The sequence below is a fragment of the Pseudomonas syringae pv. cilantro genome (assembly GCF_001293775.1).
GTDB lineage: Bacteria > Pseudomonadota > Gammaproteobacteria > Pseudomonadales > Pseudomonadaceae > Aquipseudomonas > Aquipseudomonas syringae_P.
Genome location: NZ_LGLN01000081.1, coordinates 125,304 through 146,901, shown reverse-complemented (window position 1 = coordinate 146,901; position 21,598 = coordinate 125,304). Strand labels below are relative to the sequence as shown.

The following is a 21,598-nucleotide window of genomic DNA, read 5'->3' as shown; positions in this document are numbered from 1 at the left end:
CTCGCTTAAAGACGAACTTGGCCTTCGTAGACCCGTGTCGCAGGGCCGGTCATCATGACGGAGTGTCCCGGGCCGGCCCATTCGATGGACAGGCGACCTCCGGGCAGGTCGATCAGCAGTGGCGAGTCCATCCAGCCCTGGCTGATGGCAGCAACTGCCGCCGCACACGCCCCGGTGCCACAGGCCTGGGTTTCGCCGGCACCGCGCTCCCAGACCCGCAACTGCGCGCGCTGGCGATCTACAACGTGGAGGAAGCCGACGTTAACCCGTGCCGGAAAGCGCGGGTGATGTTCGATCTTCGGGCCGAGCGTGTGCACGGGGGCATCGTTGATGTCGTCGACGCGCAGCACGGCGTGAGGATTGCCCATCGACACAGCAGCCAGTTCGACCGTCTGCCCGTCGACTTCGACCGAATAGCGGGTGGCTTGCTGCGCTGCCTGAAACGGAATGTCTTCCGGAGCAAGGCGCGGCGGGCCCATGTCGACGCTGATCTGCCCGTCGCTGCGGATATCCAGTTCGATGATGCCGCCCTTGGTCTCGACACGGATCTGCTTCTTGGCGGTCAGCCGCTTGTCGAGCACGAAGCGCGCGAAACAGCGTGCGCCGTTGCCGCATTGTTCAACCTCGGAACCGTCCGAGTTGAAGATTCGGTAGCGAAAGTCCACATCCGGGTTGTTCGGCGCTTCGACCAGCAATAGCTGATCGAAACCGATACCGGTGTGGCGGTCGCCCCACTGTTTGGCGTGTTTGGGCAGGATATGCGCGTGCTGACTCACCAGGTCGAGGACCATGAAGTCGTTACCCAGCCCGTGCATCTTGGTAAAACGCAGCAGCATGGGATTACTCCGGCAGCAGGCTTTCGCCAGCGAACAGCTCGGCCACGGTTTCGCGACGACGCACTTCAAAAGCCTGAGAACCGTCGACCAGTACCTCAGCGGCACGGCCACGGGTGTTGTAGTTCGAACTCATGACAAAACCGTAAGCGCCGGCCGAGTGCACGGCCAGCAAATCGCCTTCGGCCAGGGTCAGTTCGCGGTCCTTGGCGAGGAAGTCGCCGGTCTCGCAGATCGGCCCGACGATGTCGTAGGCACGCGCTTCGCTGTCGCGTGGGCGTACCGCTGTGACGTCCATCCAGGCCTGATACAGGGCAGGGCGGATCAGGTCGTTCATCGCCGCGTCGACGATGGCGAAATCCTTGTGTTCGGTGTGCTTGAGGTACTCGACCCGGGTCAGCAGCACGCCCGCGTTGGCCACGATAAAGCGCCCTGGCTCGAACAGCAGGCCCAGATCCCGGCCAGCGAGTCGCTCGCGTACGGCTTTGATGTAGTCAGCCGCCAGTGGAGGCTCTTCATCGCGATAACGCACGCCAAGGCCGCCACCCAGATCGATGTGGTGCAGGTGGATGCCGCAATCGCCCAGCCGATCGACCAGGCCCAGCAAGCGATCCAGTGCATCGATAAAGGGTTCGAGGGTGGTCAGTTGCGAGCCGATATGGCAATCGACGCCGATGACTTCCAGATTCGGCAATTGCGAGGCACGAATGTAAACGTCTTCGGCAGCAGCAATGGCGATGCCGAACTTGTTTTCTTTCAGGCCTGTGGAAATGTACGGGTGAGTGCCCGCGTCCACGTCCGGATTGACGCGCAGCGAGATCGGCGCACGAACGTTGAGTTCGGCAGCCACTTCCTGCAAGCGCTCCAGCTCGTCGGTAGACTCGACGTTGAAGCAATGCACGCCCACTTCAAGCGCGCGGCGCATGTCTTCGCGGGTCTTGCCGACGCCGGAGAACACGATCTTTTCCGCTTTGCCGCCAGCCGCCAGCACACGCTCCAGCTCGCCACGGGAAACGATGTCGAAACCGGCGCCGAGACGCGCCAGGACATTGAGTACGCCCAGGTTGGAGTTGGCCTTGACCGCAAAGCAGACCAGATGCGGCATGCCATCCAGCGCATCGGCGTAGGCACGGTATTGCGCTTCGATGTGAGCGCGCGAGTAGACATAGGTCGGCGTACCGAAGCGCTCGGCAATGCCGGACAAGGCTACCCCTTCCGCGAACAGCTCACCGTCGCGGTAGTTGAAGGCGTCCATTTGAGTCCCTTAAAGGTGCTTGTGCGATTGCGATTTGGCTTGTTCTTCCGGAGTTTTGGTGTCGTCCGGCAGATACAGCGGGCCTTTCTGGCCACAGGCTGTAACAAGACACGCGACCGCGACCAGCGCAGCAAGCGAAGAGATCAGGCGCTTCATGGCGAAATCCTTTGTAAAAGCATTAATTGCGCCCGAGTATACCGACCACCCGGCGGCTTGCCTATGCGAGGGCCGTCCCGTCTGGCGGGCCTCGGGCATTATTACGATGATGAAACACAAACTGACGGGTAAGCTTTGCATTTGCCTGGCGGCGTCCGTATCTTGCCCGTCTGCGCCATCAGCAGACAATTATCGAGGTTTCCGTAATGAGTTTGACCGAAGCGCGCTTTCACGATCTGGTCGATGCGACTCAGCAGAATATCGAAGACGTTTTCGAGGAGTATCTTCTGGAAGTGGATGTGGATAGTCGTCAGGATGTGGATCTGGAAAACTCGGCCGGCGTACTGACCGTCAAGTTCGAAAGCGGCTCGCAGCTTATTTTCAGTCGTCAGGAGCCGCTGCGTCAGCTCTGGCTGGCCGCCAAATCAGGTGGTTTTCACTTCGATTACAACGAAGAGACCTTTTGCTGGGCATGCGATTCCAGTGATGAGCTGCTGAGCGAGATGCTCACGCGCTTTACCAAAGAGCAGGCCGGCGTCGAGCTGGATTTCTCCGAGATCTGATCGTGAGCCAGACACCCGCTCGACCGCCCAAACCGCTTTTCAGCAACGTCAGCCCGGCGGTAGCTTCGCCTTGTATCAGCCTGTGTCGGCTCGATGAGCAAAAGGTCTGCCTGGGATGCTTTCGACACGTCGAAGACATTCGCGAATGGCGCTCGGCTGATGATGACCGGCGTCGGCAGATCCGCCGTGAAGCAGATGAACGGCGCGCTGGCTTCGAGGCAGGCCAGGCTGCGGGCTGAGCGCTGGCCGCTGGCCGGGTTGTGTATTTGTTGCTCTGTGTTAGTGTCGAAGGCTGCTTCTCCCGATGGAGAGGCTCGTAAACCCCGCCCGTACCGGCGGGGTTTTGTTTTATTCATGGAGAATAAAGGAGTCTGCCCAGACCATGACCACTGCACCTGCCATCATCCTCACCCGACTCGACGTACAGCGTCTTGAGACCCTTATCTCCAGCCAGGACGAAGACTCGCCAGGCCTTCAGGCGTTGCAAGCCGAACTGGATCGCGCCGAACAAGTGGTTGGCCACGATGAAGTGCCTGCGGGCGTTGTGACCATGAATTCACGTGTGCATTGCCGTGAAGAAGTCAGCGGCAAGGATTACCACCTCAAGCTGGTCTATCCGCAGGATGCCGGGGTAGAAGGCACTGTTTCGGTCCTCGCCCCGATGGGCTCGGCCCTGCTCGGCCTGCAAGTCGGCCAGCATATCGACTGGCCCGCTCCGGGTGGCAAGACCCTCAAGCTGACATTGCTGGCAGTGGAATATCAGCCGGAAGCGGCGGGCGAGTACGAGTAACCGAAAAGCGGGGCCTCCGGAGCGGACCGACCGGCGCTCCATTTGTCTGCGATCTCGGTTTTGTTGGAGCGGACCGGGCGACGCTTCGCTTGCCCGCGACGGGTTGCAAGGCAATCCCAAAACGAGCAGCCTCGGCTGCATCTGATATACCGAGGCGGCCGGTTTTACTGTCGGTTCCCGACAGATCGCGGACAAGTCCGCTCCCACAAAAGCCGACAGATCGCGGACAAAGACAGATCGCGGACAAACGAAGCGTCGCCCGGTCCGCTCAAAAACACTGGGTTCCTAGCGACAAGTGAACGTCACGCCTGCGCCATCGCCTCGTTCAGCAGTTTTTCCAGCGCAGCCTTGTGCCGCAGGAAGAGGATGCTCTGCCCGTGCTTGCCATCCAGCAGGCCGGAAAGGTCGAGGTCGGTGATGTAGCAGCGGTAGCGCTGCGGCTCCTGGCGCTTGCCGAGGATTTGTTGCGCAACGGCGGCGTACAGTTGATCGCCATGCTCCAGCTCGGAAAACTCGCTGTTGTCGCAGTACAGGGTGACGTTGATCTGCCCCGGTGAGGCCTCTTCGATGATTGCCTGCACGTCGTAATACGGCCTGTCCGCAGCCGTGGGTGCCGGGCGATGTTCGATGCGCCGCGCGACGGCCGCACCGGCAGGCAGGACCTGATAGTAAAGCGTTTCCAGCAATACGGGCTCGAACGGGTTGTCCAGCGGCAGCGAAGCGCCTCGGCGATAGACCAGCGAGTGAAAAAAGCGCTGCAGCGGCATCAACAGGCTGTGTTCATCGTGATACGGCACGCGCTGGTGCCAGAGCGCATTGTGCTCATCCAGCACGTACAGGTCGGCATCCGGTTCGTTGATCCGGTAAAACACCTGAATGCACTCCGGTTGCCCGAACGGCAGGATCAGCGCCAGGTCATGGTCATCCAGCGCGTTGGGGTCGAGATGCAAAGGGCTATACGTCGCCAGTTCTTCGCCCAGGTATTTGAACAGCCCGGGCAGGCTGTTGACGACGATATGACCGACCCTGCCTGGCGCGATCTCCAGAACGTGGTATTGCTGCTGCACCTGAATCAAATAGCGATGATTGAGTTTTCGGGCGAGCAGCAACTGCGCCGTGCTGATCAGTTCCTCGACCCGCTGGGCGATGGCGGGTGCCCGGTTATGGCAAAAGCACCGCACGCGAATCTGCGGCTGCTGACCGTGCTCCGGCAGGCTGGCGAGCAGTTCGCTCATGCAGTCGAGCAAGGCATGCGGCCCGTCGTAGCGGCTGACCAGCGTTTCGTTCCAGGTATTGAGCGTGATCTGGTCCAGCGTCAGTACCAGATTCTCCCGAACGCCCGCGTAGCTGAGCGAGTCGGTGCGTTGCGTGGTCATCAGAATGTTGAGGTCGCGGTGATGCTTGAGCGGGTCGACCCCGACATTCACCAGCAGCAGGATTTCCTTGGGCACGGCGGGTTGCAGCAGCGCCTCATCGCTGACGTCAGGCAGTGGCAGCTCGATGCTTTGCTGCAAGGCGCCAAGCAGATTGAACAGCTCGAATTCGGTCAGGTCGCTGATGCCCGGATGCAGCGCCACGCGGGTCGTGGCGTCGATCACGCTGTTGCGATGGCACCAGGTCAGGATATCGAGCAGTTCACGGCTGCGCTTGATCGGCGAAAAGTCCGGCCATTCATGTATGCCCAGGTTGCCGTTGTACAGCGCCCATTGATGTTTGCCCGGCTCACGTTTATTGGGTGAATTGACCAGCGTCAACGTGTCTTCTGCGAGGTCTGGCGCGATGCCCGGGTTGATGAATTCGATCTTGCCCGCTTTGCGCTCGAAGGCGGCATAGAGGCGTCGCCCGAGGATGGTCAGGTCGCGTGCGTCGAGTGCATCAGCGCTGCTTTGTGTGCGGGCGAACCGGGTCTGAAAGCGATAGCTGTAATTCAGCTCGTTGACCAGCGCGCGTCGTTCATGAACCACCTGGCGGACTTTCCACTGACTGCGGCTGTCGAGCAGAGTCAGTTGGCGCTCATCCCATCCCCATTCCGAGGTCAGGCGCTCCAGCAGCAGGCGTTGCCAACCATTACTGCGAAGACGGGGCGAGCCGGTCAGCTTCTTGTTGATCTTCAGGTACAGGCTGCGCCGCACCAGCTCCAGGCGCTCGGGTTCGTTACGCGCTTGCAGATGCTCTTCGATGCGCCGGTAAACGACTACGTAGGGGTCCAGCTCATCCAGGTCCAGCTGGTTGGCGAACACCGCTTGTTTGAAGCGCAGGCTCAGGCATTGCACGCGCGGATGTTCGCTGGAATACACCTCGATCAGCAGCAGTTTGAGCACGGACTTGTAAGGCGACTCGATGCCTTTGAAGAGTTGCCACAGCCCGGCACCGACAAACTCTGCGGGCGGAATAGGCGACATCGGCCCCAGATCAAGCACTTCGCTGGCGCGTATGAAGCGTTTGCTGAGCAGCGTGTGGGTGTAATCCTCGTAATTCTGTTCTTCATAGACCGGCACCAGCCACCACATCGGCGTGCGACCCGCGAGCCAGATCGCAGTGCGATAAAACTCATCGAGCAACAGATAATGCTGAGTGGTGCCGCAATCGTCTGAACTGAGTTGCGAATCGCGGTCGCCGCGCCGGAATCGCTCCGGGTCAATCAGGAAAAAATGCGCCTCTGCGCCCATCGTGGCGGCCCACGCTTCAAGTGCCTGGCACTTCTTGCGCAGCTCGATAATAGCGTCCGGTTCCAGCGCGCTGTCATGGCAGACCCATACGTCCATGTCGCTCTGTTCAGCCTGGGCCAGCGTGCCGAGGCTGCCCATCAGAAACAGGCCGTGGATCGGCTGCGCAGGATTGCCGTGCCGTGCTTTATACGAGAAAGAGCGCGTCAAGCGCTGCGCTTCGCTCAGTACCGGCGCGTCAGGCTCGTACTGCGAGACGCCCGCAGGCGTGCTGCCGGAAACGTAGCCGGGCAACAGCGGATGATTGACGTGAAAGAACAGCGGCAACAGTGTCATGACGCTCTGTTGGCGAGTCGACATGCCTTCCAGGGCACGCGCGTATCTCCCGTCATTGACCGACAGGAAGCGGTTACGCAACTGGCTGAGCACCTTGCGGTCGATGCCCTCGTCCAGATCAGGGCGAATTTCAGGGTTACGCGTCATCACAACTCAAGGCATCTGGCCCGGGCAGGCGTGGAATTACTGAGCAAGATGGCGAAGAAGGTTTGCAGCCGAGAGAAGCGGGTTCGGTCGGGTTGCCATTCAGGCGCCAATGGCTGTTATCGGCCGACGTTCCGATAAGTGAAGGGCCTGCGACATTTTTTGCTACGCAGGCCCTGCGCGGTTCAGGCTGCCTGTTTCGAGACGCTGAGAATGGTCAGCAGTGACTGCGCATGCTGGGCAGCCTCAAGCCCGAGGCTGGTCAGATAGCCGCCATCGACCTGGGTCGTGAGGCCTTTTTCGAAAAGTCTTTGTGCTGCTGCGACGGCAGTGGGGGCGGCGACGTGATGAACTTTGAGGCCTTCCTGGGTGTTTCCCAGATTGAACAGTGCAAGGATTTCCAGTTCGGCAACCAACTCAGGGGTATACGACATAGGTACTCCAGACTTTTTATAGTGATACGACCTCGCCGGCTGGCGGGTGTGTCTGGAATCGACGTGTCGGTGTCTGTGCTCGTCGGTTCTGGAGACCGTTGAAGCCGGCTTGGCGTGATAGCCCCGGAGGATCAAGCGGCAGCGGGGCCTCTGCAGTGTAGACAGCGTCTGAACGCTTTGCAGCATATATCTCACCGGCATGGTGGCGGCGGGTGGTTATTTCTCGGGTGGCAACTCGGGCAGTGCGCGCAGTGCGGCTTCGTACCATTGCGTGTCGAACGGGCGGTCCTGCTCAAGCAGGGCATCGATCTCGATGGCCAGAACGTGTGCCATCATTTCAAGAATGTCTTCGCGCTCGTAATTAACCAGGCTCAGCATGTTGAACACGGCTTTGGCCGCTGGCGGGTAACCGGCTTCGATCTGGTTCTCGATGGCTTCGATCAGGGTCGAGGCAGCAAATTCTTCTTCGTCATTGTCGATTGCATCGGTCATGTTAAATCCTCAAATAAGGCGGGCAGTCTAACCGGCGGCCTGAAAACAACAAACCCCGGAAGTCCGGGGTTTGTCGGTATAAGTGCCTGGAGGTCAATCAGCTGTCGGCTGACCCAGCGGCACGCGTTCCTTGCTGCGCCAGTGCGGCAGGGAATTCCAGTAGCGCTCGCCCTTGGCATCGTCGTACATGCCTTCCCAGCGCGAGATGACCAGCACCGCCAGCGCATTGCCGATCACATTCAGCGCGGTACGCGCCATGTCCATGATCCGGTCGACACCGGCGATGAACGCCAGGCCTTCGAGTGGAATACCTGCGCTGCCCAGCGTCGCCAGCAACACCACGAAGGAAACACCCGGTACGCCCGCGATGCCTTTCGAGGTCACCATCAAGGTCAGCACCAGCATCAGTTGCGCACCAATCGACAGGTCGATGCCGTACAGCTGCGCTATGAAAATCGCCGCGATGCTCTGGTACAGCGTCGAGCCGTCGAGGTTGAACGAGTAACCGGTCGGCACCACGAAGCTGCAGATCGCTTTCGGCGCGCCGTAGGCTTCCATTTTCTGGATCACGCGCGGCAGCACGGTTTCGGAGCTGGCGGTGGAGTAGGACAGAATCAGCTCGTCCTTGAAAATGCGCATCAGCCTGATGACCGAGAAGCCGAAGGCGCGAGCGATCAGCCCGAGGACCACGAAGGCAAAGAAGGCAATGGCCACGTAAACCAGAATCACCAGCTTGGCCAGCGGCAGCAGCGAGGCAAAGCCGAAGTTGGCCACCGTCACCGCAATCAGGGCGAATACGCCGATCGGTGCGTAGCTCATGATCATGTGAGTGACCTTGAACATGGCTTCCGACACGCCTTGAAACAGCTTCACCAGAGGCTCGCGGACTTCGGCTTGCAGGCTGGAAAGCCCCAACCCGAACAGCACCGAGAAGAAGATGATCGGCAGCATTTCGCCGCGCGCCATGGCCGCGAAAATATTGGACGGGATCAGGTTGAGGATCGTTGCGATGAACGCGTGATCGTGCTGAACCTCGGCAGTGGTCTGCTGATACTTGGAAATATCGACGGTGCCCAGGGTGCTCATGTCGATGCCCGTGCCCGGATGGAACACGTTGGCCAGTACCAGGCCCACCAGAATGGCAATGGTGGTGACGACTTCAAAATACAAAATGGTCTTGAGGCCGATGCGCCCCAGTTTTTTGGCATCGCCCACGCCCGCAATGCCCACAATCAGCGATGCGACAACGATCGGGATAACGATCATCTTGATCAGGCGAATGAAGATGTCACCTGCCGGTTGCAGGAGGTTGGTGATCCACCAGGCTTTTTCAGCACTGAAATGGTTGAGCAGCGCGCCTACGGCGATACCCAGTACCAGTCCGATGAGAATCTGCCATGCCAGACTCAACTTTGCCTTCTTCATATTTTTACCCTTGTTTGAAGTCGCTTGGATCGTTCCGGAACCGCCGCACTGACAGGGCTTTGCCACAGCAATTTCAGGGCGCGGATACGTTGGAAAATCTCCAGAGAGGGCCACTGCGGACGAGCATATCGGCTCGGTTGCAGGCGAAAAAAGTCGCAACTATTCCCATGGCGTGCGTATTCGTCTAATGCCGTAAATGACTACCTTATGCGTAATCGGCATACGAGAGCATTGAAGTGTGTTGATTTGTGTCAAGAGTATAAAGCGGTGAATCGGCGCAAAAGTGGCTAAAACGTCGCCTATGGCCTGGTTGAGCGATGCGGGAAACGTGAAGGGATGTGGCTGTGCTGAATCGATTACTCGGGGTAATTTCCAGATATACGGTACTAAGTGCCCAGGCCGGTGCGCAATGAAGCGGGTATTTGACCTGGGTACTTGAATCAGTTTTACCCTTTGCCTTTAGTGCGCGTCATGTGCGGGCCGCTGTTCTTTTCCAGGTATTCGATGATCATCCCGGCGACGTCCTTGCTGGTCGTCACTTCAATGCCTTCTAGACCGGGTGAAGAGTTGACTTCCATCACCAGCGGGCCATGGTTGGAGCGCAGAATATCCACACCCGCCACACTCAAGCCCATCACTTTGGCTGCGCGCAATGCAGTCATGCGTTCTTCCGGCGTGATTTTGATCAGGCTGGCGCTGCCGCCGCGGTGCAGGTTGGAGCGGAACTCACCCGGTTTGGCCTGACGCTTCATCGACGCGATAACCTTGTCACCGACCACGAAGCAGCGAATATCGGCCCCGCCAGCTTCCTTGATGTATTCCTGCACCATGATGTCCTGCTTGAGGCCCATGAACGCTTCGATCACCGATTCAGCGGCGGTGGCGGTTTCGCACAGCACCACACCTATGCCCTGCGTGCCTTCCAGCACCTTGATGACCAGCGGCGCGCCGTTGACCATCTGGATCAGGTCGGGGATGTCATCCGGGGAGTGAGCAAATCCGGTCACCGGCAAGCCGATGCCACGACGTGAAAGCAATTGCAGCGAGCGCAGCTTGTCGCGCGAGCGGGCAATCGCCACCGATTCATTGAGCGGGAACACGCCCATCATTTCAAACTGACGCAACACCGCACAGCCATAGAAAGTCACCGAAGCCCCGATACGCGGAATGACCGCATCGAAACCTTCCAGCGGTTTGCCGCGATAGTGGATCTGCGGCTTGTGGCTGGCGATGTTCATATAGGCGCGCAGGGTGTCGATCACCACCATCTCATGGCCACGCTCGATACCAGCTTCGACCAGACGACGGGTGGAATACAGACGCGGATTACGCGAAAGCACAGCGATCTTCATGCAACACCTGAGGAAGTAGAGGCCGGGAACACCGGCTTGTCTTGTACGTATGTGATGCCCGGATTAACCACCAGATGGCCGTCAATCAGGGCTTTGGAACCCAGCAGCAGTCGATAGCGCATCGATCTGCGGCAGGCCAGAGTGAATTCCACTGGCCATATACGATCACCTAACGCCAGCGTGGTACGAATCACGTAGCGCACCTGCGCATGGCCGTTAGAGCTTTTAATGGTTTTCATGGCAACCAGTTGCGCCTCGCAGCGACGATGGCGCAACTGAACCACCGTGCCCAGATGCGCGTTGAACCGCACCCATTTCTGCCCGTCGCGCTCGAAAGGTTCGATCTCGGTGGCGTGCAGGCTTGAGGTGCTTGCGCCGGTATCGATTTTTGCGCGCAGGCCTGCGACTCCAAGGTCGGGCAGCGCCACCCACTCGCGCAGGCCGATAACTGTCAGGTGATCAAATGTCTTCAATGCAATTCCGTACGTCTCAAGACTTCTTCAAGGCCTCAGGGGCTACCTGGGCCAGGGCTTTGAATGCAGGTTTGGCGAAAAAATAACCCTGCATCAGGAAAATGCCGCAATCGATGAGAAAGTCCCGCTCTTCGACGTGCTCGATGCCTTCTGCGATGACTTTAATCCCCAAGTCCGAACACATTGTGACAACCCCGCGAACAATCGCCTGACGCACGCGATTACGATGAACATCGCGGATCAGGTTCATGTCGAGTTTGATCAGATCGGGTTGAAAATCAGCGAGCAGCGTCAGGCCTGAATACCCGGCGCCGAAGTCATCGATCGCCGTCATGAAGCCGAACTCTCGATACTCACGCAGGATGTTGCTCAAATGACCATTGCTGCACACATGTTCGCTTTCGATGGTCTCGAAAATCAACCTGTTGATAGGGAAATCGTGTTTTTTGGCCGCTTCCAGCGTGCTGCGAATGCACAGCTCGGGACGATACACGGCATTGGGCAGAAAATTGATCGATAAACGCTCGGTCATGCCCAGCTTTGCCGCACCGGCAATGGCGGTGGTGCGACACATCTGGTCAAACCGATAGCGGTTCTGGTCGGTGACCTGACTCAATACCGAATAGGCACTTTCCCCGCTGGGGCCACGCACCAGTGCTTCATGAGCGAACGTCGTCTGATCACGCAGATCGACAATTGGCTGGTAAGCGTAATCGAACGAGAAACCCAGTTCGGGGCTGCCCGTGCATCCCTCACACCTTTTTCCGGGGGAGGTTAACGAAGTTGGAAATTCTGTCACGTCGCACTCCATGTGAGGTCGGGGCAATAAAATGATGAATGGCTGATTTTGACAAGCAAGGATCGGTTACTACATGTTCGTGAGAGATCTGCCGGTCCGCGGAACCGTGCGGTCGCTGTTCCCGATCAGCCTGATAACGTTCAGACTGCCACACTGATGAGGAATTCACATGGCGCAAAAGTTGGAAGACGACGACAAGGTTCGTCTGGATAAATGGTTGTGGGCGGCGCGCTTCTTCAAAACGCGTGCGCTGGCCAAAGCGGCCATCGAAAGCGGCAAGGTGCACTGTCGTGGCGAACGTTGCAAGCCCGGCAAGGAGCCCCGCCTCGGTGACGAGTTTCAGATTCGTATGGGCTTCGATGAGCGCACTGTGGTTGTGGAAGCACTATCGGTGGTTCGCCGTGGTGCGCCGGAAGCGCAGACACTGTATCGCGAGACCCCGGAAAGCCTTGCGAAACGGGAAAACGCCGCCGCGCAACGCAAGGCTGGCAACCTGGGCGTCACCACCGATGGGAAGCCGACCAAGAAGCAGCGCCGGCAGCTTTTTGATTTTCGGGGCAGCCAGCACAGTGACTGAAACAGGGTGGATGGCACGCCCGGTGATCGGGCCGGAAAGTCATCCAGCTTGGAAGCGCGCCGGATAGCTCCTAAAATGCCGGTCAACGTATGGTGCACAGCGTTTTCAGGTGCCGGACGGCGCTTGCTGCTGATGGCCATCCATTGTCATTACCTCAGATACCCTCTTCCTATGCATGATTTCCCCGACATCGATTTCACCCAGCGTTTCATTTTCGACGAAAGCGACGTTCGTGGAGAGCTGGTCGCGCTGGAGCGCAGCTACGCCGAAGTGCTCGCCAAACATGCTTACCCGGAGCCAGTCGCGCAATTGCTTGGCGAACTGATGGCGGCTGCGGCGCTGCTGGTCGGCACACTCAAATTCGACGGTTTGCTGATCTTGCAGGCCCGTTCCAGCGGCGCCGTTCCGCTGTTGATGGTCGAGTGCTCAAGCGAGCGTGAGCTGCGTGGCATTGCCCGCTACGACGAAGCGCTTATCACCCCGGGCGCAGGCCTGCAGGACCTGATGCCGGACGGCTCGCTGGCCTTGACCGTCGACCCGCGCCAAGGCAAGCGCTATCAGGGCATCGTGGCGCTGGATGGCGTCGATCTGTCGGAAAGTCTTTCCAACTACTTTGTGATGTCCGAGCAACTGGGCACGCGTTTCTGGCTCAAGGCCGACGGCCATCGTGCTCGCGGCCTGCTGCTGCAACAACTGCCCGCTGCCGAGATCACCGAACCGGAAGAGCGCGATGCCAACTGGGAGCATGTCATTACCCTGGCCAGCACCCTGACGGCCGAAGAAATGCTCAGCCTGGACAACCCGACCATTCTGCATCGCCTGTATCACGAAGACCCGGTTCGCCTGTTCGACATTCAGCCGATCTGCTTCCGGTGCAGTTGCTCTCGCGAGCGATCCGCCAATGCGTTGGTCAGCCTCGGGCTGGAGGACGCGCAGCAACTGGTGATCGAGCACAACGGCTCGATTGAAATCGACTGCCAGTTCTGCAACGAGCGCTATCTGTTTGATGCCACTGACGTCGCGCAGCTGTTTGCTGGCGGCGGTGTCGATTCTCCGTCGGACACGCGCCATTAATCAAAGCGTAAAGAGCCTCAGAATACGGTGTGGGTCCCTGTAATGCTGTTCTGACAGGAGGGTCCTACCATTTCTGGGCATTTCTGGCATAATCCGGCCCACTTTTACGCTGTAGTAGTGGTTGTTTTTTTACTACAAAACCGTTTGAAGCACTCGGCCAGCGGCCGACGGGGAACCTCATGACGCAAACCAACAACGCTGTGTACACCGATCTGAGCACCGACGAACTGGTCAAGGAAGCCCTTGCCCGCAAAGAAGGCGTACTGTCCGATACTGGCGCACTGGTTGTGGAAACAGGCCATCGTACTGGCCGTTCGCCGGCCGATCGCTTCATTGTCGAAGAGCCGAGCACTCAGGACGCAATCGCCTGGGGTCCGATCAACCGCAAGTTCCCGGCCGAAAAGTTCGACGCCTTGTGGAACCGCGTAGGCGCTTACCTGGCCGAGCGCGAGCGCTTCGTTTCCCACGTTCATGTAGGTTCGGACCCGGCGCACTACCTGCCGGTCAAGATGACCACCGAAACGGCGTGGCACAACCTGTTCGGCCGTTGCCTGTTCATCAACCCTGAACAGTACAACCCGGCTGGCAAGGACGAGTGGGAAATCCAGAACGCGCCATGGTTCGTCTGTGATCCCGAGCGTGATGGCACCAACTCCGACGGCACCGTCATCATCAACTTCGCCGCCCGCAAAGTGCTGATCGCAGGCATGCGTTACGCCGGCGAAATGAAGAAAGCCATGTTCTCGGTGCAGAACTTCCTGCTGCCAGCCGCTGACGTACTGCCGATGCACTGCGCAGCCAACATGGGCGAAGAGGGCGATGTGACGCTGTTCTTCGGCCTGTCCGGCACGGGTAAAACCACGCTGTCCGCTGACGAAAGCCGTTACCTGATCGGTGACGACGAGCATGGCTGGGGCGAAGGCGTGGTGTTCAACATCGAAGGCGGTTGCTATGCCAAGTGCATCGACCTGTCCGAGAAGAATGAGCCGGTCATCTGGAAAGCCATCCAGCACGGTGCTGTACTTGAAAACGTCGTACTCGACCCGGTCACCAAGAAAGCCGATTACGCCGACAGCAGCCTGACCCAGAACAGCCGTGCGGCCTACCCGCGCGAACTGATCGAAAAACGCGCACCGAAAAACCTGGGTGGCGAACCGAATGCTGTGATCTTCCTGACCTGCGACCTGACCGGCGTGCTGCCGCCAGTGTCGATTCTCAGCGAAGAGCAGGCGGCCTATCACTTCCTGTCCGGCTACACCGCGCTGGTCGGTTCGACCGAAATGGGTTCGGGGTCGGGCATCAAGTCCACCTTCTCCACCTGCTTCGGCGCACCGTTCTTCCCGCGTCCGGCTGGCGAATATGCAAACCTGCTGATCAAGCGCATCCGCGGCTTCAAGTCCAAGGTCTACCTGGTCAACACCGGCTGGACTGGCGGCGGCTACGGCGTCGGCAAACGCTTCAACATCCCGACCACCCGTGGCGTGATTGCAGCGATCCAGAGCGGCGCGTTGATCGGTGCAGAAACCGAGCACCTCGACACCATCAACCTCGACGTACCGAAACTGGTACCCGGCGTAGACACCGGCCTGCTCAACCCGCGCAACACCTGGGCTGACAAAGCTGCCTACGACGAAGCCGCCAAGGCGCTGGCTGGCCTGTTCGTGGAGAACTTCAAGAAGTTCGACGTGAGCGACGCCATCAAGGCTGCGGGTCCGAAGTTGTAATTAAACATCTTCGTGGCCGCACCGACGTGCGGCCCCGGAAATGCTCAGGCAAACGCCCCGACTCGTCGGGGCGTTTGCCTGTCTGGGCTACTGGTTTTTTGTGGCAGTTGATGACAGGGAAGTGGGTGGCTGCGGATATTCAGCCCAGCGGACTGAATCCACTGGTGGCACTGCAATATCGTTTTAGGCTGACTGACTCAGCGAGACGCTTGCACTGTTCATTGAAATATACCTTGGCACCCTTTCGGCATTCCCGGTATTCGATCGAGCCTCTGCGCCAGTTCCGGCATACGCCGGTGTCGTCAATTTCGACCCACTCGGTGCGGTAGTTACCAGGCTTCCTGAAAGTCCGATTGGCTTTTAAGAGTGTTGAAGATGTCCATGGCAGAGCTGTCCCCCGATGTAATGTTGGCGGCGTAATTCGCAGGGTACTGGGCTTTTTCTATGGGCGGCAGTTGATCGTAGTGAGCGAGAAGCATCACCAGTGTTTGAGTGCTTTTGCCGGTTTCGTTGTATTCGTCGACATATCTTTGGCAGATGGCCCTTTTCCATACTTGCTCTTGAGCGTAGTTTTCGGAGTACGCTGCACTTCTTTCGTTAATTGTGAAGTCGCTATCTTCGTCGTACATGATCAGCCTCAGTTTATCTTGAGATAACCCCGCGAACGGATTTGCTCCTGACCCGTTCTTGAACGAAGTCGCTTGCCTGGCCCTTTCGAGCAGTGCAGGGTCGTCCGTATCCGGTATCTCTGCATCGTGCAGTTTTCTATTGGAGTAATAACTGTTGCCTGCAATTTTGTCACTGATGCTTTTTGCCAGAGAGCCCAAACTTTTGAAGTCAAGGTTGCTGTCGCGAGCCTGGGCGCGTGCGGCACTGTTGCTCAATTGACTGGACAGTCTCGAGAAGGTGGCGCCGTCAATGGCTGGCCCAGAAGTGAGTTCTTTTAGGCTGGAACTTATATTTGTGACGGAGGTGCTTTTCTCGACAGTCTTTATTGTGGTGTTATGGGGGAGGTGGGCGACGGATGTTGTATCAAGCATGCTGCGTCCTCGCTGCTGAGGCCAATCCATGGCTTTATATTTAATCCCTGTATCGGCCAAACCAGAGTCAGCTTTAACTTTCCGTTGAAAAACGTGCGTGTCAAAATGCGACACGCACGCTCCGGCGCTTATTTCATTGTGAATTCAGCAGCCCACGCATAAGTGGAAAGATTGGTGGCACGAGACGTCGCAGTGCAGACTGCGCCACCTTCGGAGTTTGCGGTCCGGTTCAACTTTGGCACCTTGACACCACCCGCACCGTGAAGCTTTATGAAGGTGGTCGAGAATATGCAAACCTTGGAGCCCATGACATAGCGAACACTGGCGTAATTTGTATCCGGTGATAGAGTGCTTTGTGTGGAGTAACTATCTGAATCCCCAGGTTGGACTTTTGGTGCAATAGTCGTTCTGGTATTACGCTGAGTCGACAGTTCGTTTCGAGTAACGGTTTTGTACTCCGCCACCTCCGTTCCCAGATTTTTAAATGTCACAGTCACCGGTGGGCCTGCGTGCGCAGTAACGGCGGTGCACAGTGTGGCAAGAACAATCGAGGTCAGTAAGATTTTATGGGTTTTCACAGTGGGTAGTTCCTGAGTCAATTCATTGAGTTTTTAATTATTTAAATAAGTCAGGTGCGAAGCGGTGCTTGGCGAAAATTTATTCACGGCCGCGACCTGTCGTTCAGATCAAAGTCTGTGATGTGTCAATGCGCACAATGCGTGCGCCGGTCACTTACAATATTGTTGATGCAGATGATGTTCAGAGAAGAGCCCTGCGCTGAAACACGGGCCGTTCCACTGGGCGGGTAGCAAGAAAATAGTGGTTTTCCGCAATCCGTGGTGATGTTTTAGCACGATGGGCGGGGAAGAAAAGTAGGAAGTTTCTGATTCTTTGCAAATCAGCTAATGAACATTATTGTTCTTGTCTTTTAGTGTCGAGTTGGATTAACTGCGCTGGCAGAAGTTATAAGTGTGCAGGTTAGAGCGCCCCACAGAGCTGAAGGGCGCCACCCTGTGCCTCACGTCACCGCATAAAACTTGCGCACATACCCCGTGCTGGTCCATTTGCACGGCGCGCCCTGGGCGACGAATACGGTATCGCCTGTGTTCACGGTCAGGCTTGGGCCGTTTTCCAGGCTCAACACTACGCTGCCTTCGATCAGGTTCATCAGTTCATGGATCTTGTGCGGGCGCGAGATACGTTCGTAGGGCGTGGAGTCCCAGACGCCGATGCGCAGGGTGCTGGCCGTGTCTTCGAACAGGTTGTTGCTGCGGCACTGCGGCAGCGCGCTGATCATGATGCTCGGGTCTGGCGGCGAGGACGGTGTGAGCATGGCGAGGCGGTCGAGCGTGACGATGCCGGGCTTGTCGGGCCCGCTGGCCTGAGTGGATGCGCAAAACGCCCAGAGGCTGTCAGGTTGCGCGTCAATGCGTACCTGCGTGCCACGACCGATCACTGCGCTTTCACCGGTGCTGAGGGTGATGCTGTCGGTGCCTGAGGTCAGCGTGACGCTGCCGCGATGCACCACCAGCATTTCGGTGTAGGGATAGGCGGCTACGGACAGCGACGTGCCGAAATGGACCAGGCCGGCAGCAACACCCTGATTGTCGATGAACGCTGTGCGACGGCCTTCATTGAAGGGGTCTTGGGCGTCGAGCGGGCCAGTGGTGAATTGGGTCTCTACCGGGCTGAGGTCGGCACGGGCGAGGACTAGTGCGGTGGGTTGGGGCATTGGAAGTGAGTTCCTGGGTGAGGGTTTATGATTCATCGATGATCGTTCCCACGCTGAGCGCTCAGCGTGGTACACAGCTCTGCTTTTGATTCTGGCCGGAGGCTGTGGGAGATTCTTGTTCGCGAAAGGGCCGANCCAGACACAGCCGAGGTAGCCTGTTTCGGGGCCGCTTCGCAGCCCATCGCAGCCGTCGTAACCTCCTGAATCTCCCACGCCCTCCGCGGGCAGAAGCCAGATATATGGGCCTCTCGGGACTTGCGCACACCGGCGAACGCTATGACTGCGCTCAACCGATTGCCTGGGTTATCAACGCAAACTGACTCACCCCTTCGCGGGCTTGCGGAACTGCGCCCATGCTCATGCAGGTCACGCTGTCGACGCGCTTGAGGCCGGCTTCCTCCAGCCAGTCCGCCAGGCCGCAGTCAGTGGGTATGTCGATGCGGACAAAGGCGTAGGGCACTCTGGCCAGCAGGTGTTCGATCATGTGCCGTGCCTGCTCGACCGTCTGGGCAACCACCGGGCCGATGCACAGGCCGCGGCCGAAGGGGCGCAGCAGGGCGAAGGCCTGTAACTGGCCGTTATGCTCGATGCCCACCGCGTGTTCGATATCCTTCAGCACGTCACCCAGCGTGACCGAGCGGTCCATACCCGAACCGGCGTTGGCCAGTTCCAGCACACGAGCGTGGTCGGCTTCTGTCAGCGGCCGGCAGTTTTCCTCTGCCTTCAGTGCCGTCACACCAAGCGGGTGCGCCTGCCCTTGACGCTGCTGAATTTCGCCAAAACTGACGAAACCCATTTTCTCGTACAGCGGCGCACCTGCCAGCGTGGCGTTGAGAATGGCAGTACGTGGCGGAACGCTGCCGACGGCCAGCTCCATCAACTTGCGGCCAATGCCCTTGCCTTGATAGTCATCGCTGACGATCACCAGGCCGATGGTGGAGAACTCGCCCTGATGACAGGCGAAGGCGCTGCCGATCAGACGGCCGTTGTGCTCCGCGACAAAACCCTGGGCGACGCGTTGCAGCATGGCCCAGTCTTCAAGTCGATGCGGCCACTTCAGGGCGATGGACAGCTCATGCGCATTGCCGACATCGGCGGCGGTCATGGGGCGAAATTCAAAGTCGAGGCGTTGCTGAGCGAGCATGACGTGTCTCCGTCCAGAAGGATGCACAGGCAAATAAAAGGTGCGACAGACGTGTTGTATCCCACCTGCGATGAGAGGTGACAAGAGGGCGGTAAACATTCGGCAGATTCCACAAACCGCAGTTCTTCAGACCACAGTTACTGCTTAAAACGGTCGGAGGCCCGGCAGCAAATGCTTGTGGTTTTTTATCCGGATCAAGCTCTTTATATAGCAGTGGGATTTGCCCACTCACCGATCAGCAGCGCGGCGCAGTTTCTGCGGCGCAAAGCCCCACGTTTGAGCTTGAGCGCCCTGAAAAGGGTCAAAAAAGCGCCAAAAATCGGGGTTTGCCCAAGGCTGGAGCGCCCCGCAAAGTCTGCTGAGCGCACACCTCAAAACGGTGCTTTCTATCAAGCAGCCATCACTTTTAACGCCATATGCTGATTTCACGGTGTTGTAATGAGGGTGTGCTGCAGCGTGCATCACCGCCCTTCAGACGAAGCCGGATTGTGCGTCATGCCATGCCCTCAACGAACTTTCAGGACCGCACACAATGAGCTTTCTTCGACCAAAATTCATTACGTTCGACTGCTACGGCACCTTGACCAACTTCCATATGGGCACCATGACGCGCGAGATCTTTGCTGACCGCGTTCCGACTGAACAGATGGATCAGTTCGTCAAAGACTTCTCGGCTTATCGCCTGGATCAGGTCATGGGCGACTGGATGCCTTATGACGAAATCCTGAAAGTCGCACTGGCCCGCACCTGCAAGCGCTGGAACGTTGAATACCGCGAAGAAGGCCAACTGTATTACGACGCGGTGCCGACCTGGGGCCCGCATGCCGATGTACCGGCCGGCCTGTCGAAAATCGCCGACAAGATCCCTCTGGTGATTTTCTCCAACGCCAGCGACAGCCAGATCATGTCCAACGTCGACAAGCTCGGCGCGCCGTTCCACAAGGTGTTCACTGCGGATCAGGCCAAGGTCTACAAACCGCGCCTGGCTGCGTTCGAGTTCATGCTCGACAACCTCGGTTGCGGCCCGGAAGACATCTTGCATGTCTCTTCCAGCTTCCGTTATGACCTGTTTTCGGCGCATGACATGAAAATCAGGAACAAGGCCTTCGTGGCACGCGGTCACGAACAGCCGGCCAACAGCTTCTACGAGTACCACCAGATCCCGGACATCGGCGGTCTGGCCGGGCTGGTCGGCCTCTGACCGGATAAGCGCCAACGGCAACCACGGCATTTTTCAGGGTGCTCTTCCATGAGTGACGAGGGGAACAAGATGCGCAGTGAGTCCTACTGGCTCGATACGGCTCCAGACTTTACCGGCGCGCAGGATGGCGCGGTGGAGGGGCAAGCTGACGTGGTGGTGGTCGGTGGCGGTTTTACCGGTCTTGCGGCAGCGCGTGCATTGGCCTTGAAAGGTGCCAGCGTGGTGGTTCTGGAATCAGGCCGGGTGATCGGCGAAGCCTCTGGCCGCAACGGTGGGCAGTGCAACACCGGCGTGGCTCAGGATTACGCGTCATTGAGCGCGAGCCTGGGGGCCGATCAGGCTCGCGAGTATTACAAGGCTTACGAAAGTGCGGTGCAGAGCGTCGTCACTGTGATCGAGCAGGAACGTATCGCCTGCGATATCAAACGTAACGGCAAGCTCAAACTGGCAGCCAAGCCAGGGCATTACGAAGGGCTGGCGCGCACCTGCGAGCTGATTCGTCGTGAAGTCGATGCCGACGTCGAGCTGCTGTCGGCTCAGGACGTGCGTGCTGAAATCGATTCCGACGAGTTCCACGGTGGCCTGTTGCAACGCAATGGCGTGCAGATCCACGTCGGGCGTTTCGGTCTGGGGCTGGCGGACGCGGCGGTGCGGCATGGCGCCCGGGTGTATCAGGACGCTACCGTCAAGGACTGGAAAGCCAACCGCGGCGGTTTTGTGGTCAACACCTCGAAGGGGTCCATTCAGGCCGGACAGGTGCTGCTTGCCACGGGTGCCTGTCAGCATGGCGGCCTGGGCTGGTATCGCCGCCGCATCGTGCCGGTCGGCAGTTTCGTGATCGTCACCGAAGTGTTGCCGCAGGCGCTGATCAACCAGTTGTTCCCCAACCAGCGCGCTTACGTGACCAGCCGCTTGATCGGCAACTATTTCCGTCTCACCCCGGACAATCGCCTGCTGTTCGGCGGTCGGGCGCGCTTTGCGATGTCCAACAGCAGTTCCGACGCCAAGAGCGGCAAGGTGCTGCAAGCGGCGATGGTGCAGATGTTTCCGCAACTGGCCCACGTCAAGGTCGACTACTGCTGGGGTGGTCTGGTGGACATGACCTCCGACCGTTTGCCGCGTGCAGGCGAGCACGGCGGAGTCTTCTACTCGATGGGCTACAGCGGCCACGGCGTGCAGATGTCAGTGCACATGGGCCAGGTGATGGCCGAGGTCATGGAAGGCAAGGCGCAAGCCAATCCCTGGAAAGACCTGAGCTGGCCAGCCATCCCCGGCCATTTCGGCAAGCCCTGGTTTCTGCCTCTGGTCGGCGCTTACTACCGCTATCAGGACAGTCGCCACTGAGTTTTTGTTTAACCGTCGTCGTGTGCGCATGAAGGATGCTCCGG

General features: G+C 58.5%; 22 protein-coding genes and 1 pseudogene. 8 read left to right on the top strand and 15 right to left on the bottom strand.

The window, feature by feature from the left end; translation table 11 throughout:
* Window positions 1–5: 5 nt before the first annotated feature.
* From dapF to lptM, 3 genes are read right to left on the bottom strand one after another with little or no spacing between them, the layout of a single operon-like run.
* Window positions 6–836 carry a diaminopimelate epimerase gene (gene dapF, locus ABJ99_RS23140; RefSeq protein WP_054087790.1) on the bottom strand — a complete coding sequence of 277 codons (831 nt, stop codon included), beginning with the start codon at window positions 834–836 and terminating at the stop codon, window positions 6–8.
* A 4-nt stretch (window positions 837–840) separates the two neighbouring features.
* The gene (lysA, locus tag ABJ99_RS23135) at window positions 841–2,088 is read right to left on the bottom strand and encodes a diaminopimelate decarboxylase (protein WP_054087789.1); all 1,248 of its coding nucleotides are present in this window, start codon (window positions 2,086–2,088) and stop codon (window positions 841–843) included.
* A 9-nt stretch (window positions 2,089–2,097) separates the two neighbouring features.
* Entirely contained in the window at window positions 2,098–2,244 is a 147-nt protein-coding gene (gene lptM, locus ABJ99_RS23130; protein WP_003377923.1) for an LPS translocon maturation chaperone LptM, read from the bottom strand.
* A 206-nt stretch (window positions 2,245–2,450) separates the two neighbouring features.
* On the opposite strand from lptM, the gene cyaY reads away from it, so the two are divergent.
* The 3 genes from cyaY (at window position 2,451) to rnk (ending at window position 3,597) form a co-directional block, all read left to right on the top strand.
* Entirely contained in the window at window positions 2,451–2,807 is a 357-nt protein-coding gene (gene cyaY / locus ABJ99_RS23125; protein WP_054087788.1) for an iron donor protein CyaY, read from the top strand.
* 2 nt (window positions 2,808–2,809) lie between these two features.
* Entirely contained in the window at window positions 2,810–3,046 is a 237-nt protein-coding gene (locus tag ABJ99_RS23120; RefSeq protein WP_007253175.1) for a DUF1289 domain-containing protein, read from the top strand.
* A gap of 143 nt (window positions 3,047–3,189) precedes the next feature.
* Complete coding sequence (gene rnk, locus ABJ99_RS23115; protein ID WP_054087787.1) at window positions 3,190–3,597, top strand: nucleoside diphosphate kinase regulator; 408 nt, start codon at window positions 3,190–3,192, stop codon at window positions 3,595–3,597.
* A 302-nt stretch (window positions 3,598–3,899) separates the two neighbouring features.
* Here rnk and ABJ99_RS23110 read toward each other — a convergent pair whose 3' ends face one another.
* From ABJ99_RS23110 to rimA, 7 genes are all read right to left on the bottom strand, one after another.
* A complete protein-coding gene (locus ABJ99_RS23110) occupies window positions 3,900–6,746 on the bottom strand; it encodes a class I adenylate cyclase (protein WP_054087786.1) in 2,847 nt (948 codons plus the stop codon).
* A 182-nt stretch (window positions 6,747–6,928) separates the two neighbouring features.
* Window positions 6,929–7,177 (bottom strand): TIGR02647 family protein, encoded by a 249-nt coding sequence (locus ABJ99_RS23105; RefSeq protein WP_007253178.1) that lies wholly within the window; start codon window positions 7,175–7,177, stop codon window positions 6,929–6,931.
* 216 nt (window positions 7,178–7,393) lie between these two features.
* Entirely contained in the window at window positions 7,394–7,669 is a 276-nt protein-coding gene (locus ABJ99_RS23100) for a hypothetical protein (RefSeq protein ID WP_054087785.1), read from the bottom strand.
* A 93-nt stretch (window positions 7,670–7,762) separates the two neighbouring features.
* Entirely contained in the window at window positions 7,763–9,094 is a 1,332-nt protein-coding gene (gene gltP, locus ABJ99_RS23095; RefSeq protein WP_054087784.1) for a glutamate/aspartate:proton symporter GltP, read from the bottom strand.
* Window positions 9,095–9,540: 446 nt separating this feature from the next.
* Window positions 9,541–10,446 carry a 30S ribosomal protein S6--L-glutamate ligase gene (gene rimK, locus ABJ99_RS23090; RefSeq protein ID WP_003318100.1) on the bottom strand — a complete coding sequence of 302 codons (906 nt, stop codon included), beginning with the start codon at window positions 10,444–10,446 and terminating at the stop codon, window positions 9,541–9,543.
* Window positions 10,443–10,919, bottom strand: coding sequence for a retropepsin-like aspartic endopeptidase RimB (gene rimB, locus ABJ99_RS23085; protein ID WP_007253181.1), 477 nt, complete (start codon window positions 10,917–10,919; stop codon window positions 10,443–10,445). The genes rimK and rimB overlap by 4 nt, the downstream gene beginning before the upstream one ends.
* Before the next feature lie 16 nt (window positions 10,920–10,935).
* On the bottom strand, window positions 10,936–11,718 hold the full coding sequence (rimA, locus tag ABJ99_RS23080) for a S6 modification regulatory phosphodiesterase RimA (RefSeq protein ID WP_054087783.1): 783 nt from the start codon (window positions 11,716–11,718) through the stop codon (window positions 10,936–10,938).
* A 169-nt stretch (window positions 11,719–11,887) separates the two neighbouring features.
* Here rimA and ABJ99_RS23075 point away from each other — a divergent pair, with 169 nt between their 5' ends.
* The 3 genes from ABJ99_RS23075 to ABJ99_RS23065 all read left to right on the top strand — a co-directional run bounded on the left by ABJ99_RS23075 (window position 11,888) and on the right by ABJ99_RS23065 (window position 15,093).
* Window positions 11,888–12,295, top strand: a complete 408-nt coding sequence (locus ABJ99_RS23075; RefSeq protein WP_007253183.1) for an RNA-binding S4 domain-containing protein — start codon at window positions 11,888–11,890, stop codon at window positions 12,293–12,295.
* A 171-nt stretch (window positions 12,296–12,466) separates the two neighbouring features.
* The gene (gene hslO / locus ABJ99_RS23070) at window positions 12,467–13,369 is read left to right on the top strand and encodes an Hsp33 family molecular chaperone HslO (protein WP_054087782.1); all 903 of its coding nucleotides are present in this window, start codon (window positions 12,467–12,469) and stop codon (window positions 13,367–13,369) included.
* Between the two features lie 179 nt (window positions 13,370–13,548).
* On the top strand, window positions 13,549–15,093 hold the full coding sequence (locus ABJ99_RS23065; RefSeq protein WP_054087781.1) for a phosphoenolpyruvate carboxykinase: 1,545 nt from the start codon (window positions 13,549–13,551) through the stop codon (window positions 15,091–15,093).
* Window positions 15,094–15,232: 139 nt separating this feature from the next.
* On the opposite strand, the pseudogene ABJ99_RS29970 reads toward ABJ99_RS23065, so the two are convergent.
* From ABJ99_RS29970 to ABJ99_RS23050, 5 genes and pseudogenes are all read right to left on the bottom strand, one after another.
* Window positions 15,233–15,421: pseudogene (locus ABJ99_RS29970) on the bottom strand (hypothetical protein); the annotation flags it as partial.
* 1 nt (window position 15,422) lies between these two features.
* Window positions 15,423–16,133, bottom strand: coding sequence for a hypothetical protein (locus ABJ99_RS23060; RefSeq protein ID WP_054087897.1), 711 nt, complete (start codon window positions 16,131–16,133; stop codon window positions 15,423–15,425).
* 128 nt (window positions 16,134–16,261) lie between these two features.
* Window positions 16,262–16,711, bottom strand: a complete 450-nt coding sequence (locus tag ABJ99_RS27735; protein WP_080378283.1) for a hypothetical protein — start codon at window positions 16,709–16,711, stop codon at window positions 16,262–16,264.
* Between the two features lie 440 nt (window positions 16,712–17,151).
* Entirely contained in the window at window positions 17,152–17,865 is a 714-nt protein-coding gene (locus tag ABJ99_RS23055; RefSeq protein ID WP_054087780.1) for a cupin domain-containing protein, read from the bottom strand.
* Between the two features lie 286 nt (window positions 17,866–18,151).
* The gene (locus ABJ99_RS23050; protein ID WP_054087779.1) at window positions 18,152–19,009 is read right to left on the bottom strand and encodes a GNAT family N-acetyltransferase; all 858 of its coding nucleotides are present in this window, start codon (window positions 19,007–19,009) and stop codon (window positions 18,152–18,154) included.
* 532 nt (window positions 19,010–19,541) lie between these two features.
* On the opposite strand from ABJ99_RS23050, the gene ABJ99_RS23045 reads away from it, so the two are divergent.
* A complete protein-coding gene (locus ABJ99_RS23045; protein WP_054087778.1) occupies window positions 19,542–20,210 on the top strand; it encodes a haloacid dehalogenase type II in 669 nt (222 codons plus the stop codon).
* A 69-nt stretch (window positions 20,211–20,279) separates the two neighbouring features.
* Window positions 20,280–21,554 carry an NAD(P)/FAD-dependent oxidoreductase gene (locus ABJ99_RS23040; RefSeq protein WP_054087777.1) on the top strand — a complete coding sequence of 425 codons (1,275 nt, stop codon included), beginning with the start codon at window positions 20,280–20,282 and terminating at the stop codon, window positions 21,552–21,554.
* Window positions 21,555–21,598 lie beyond the last annotated feature (44 nt).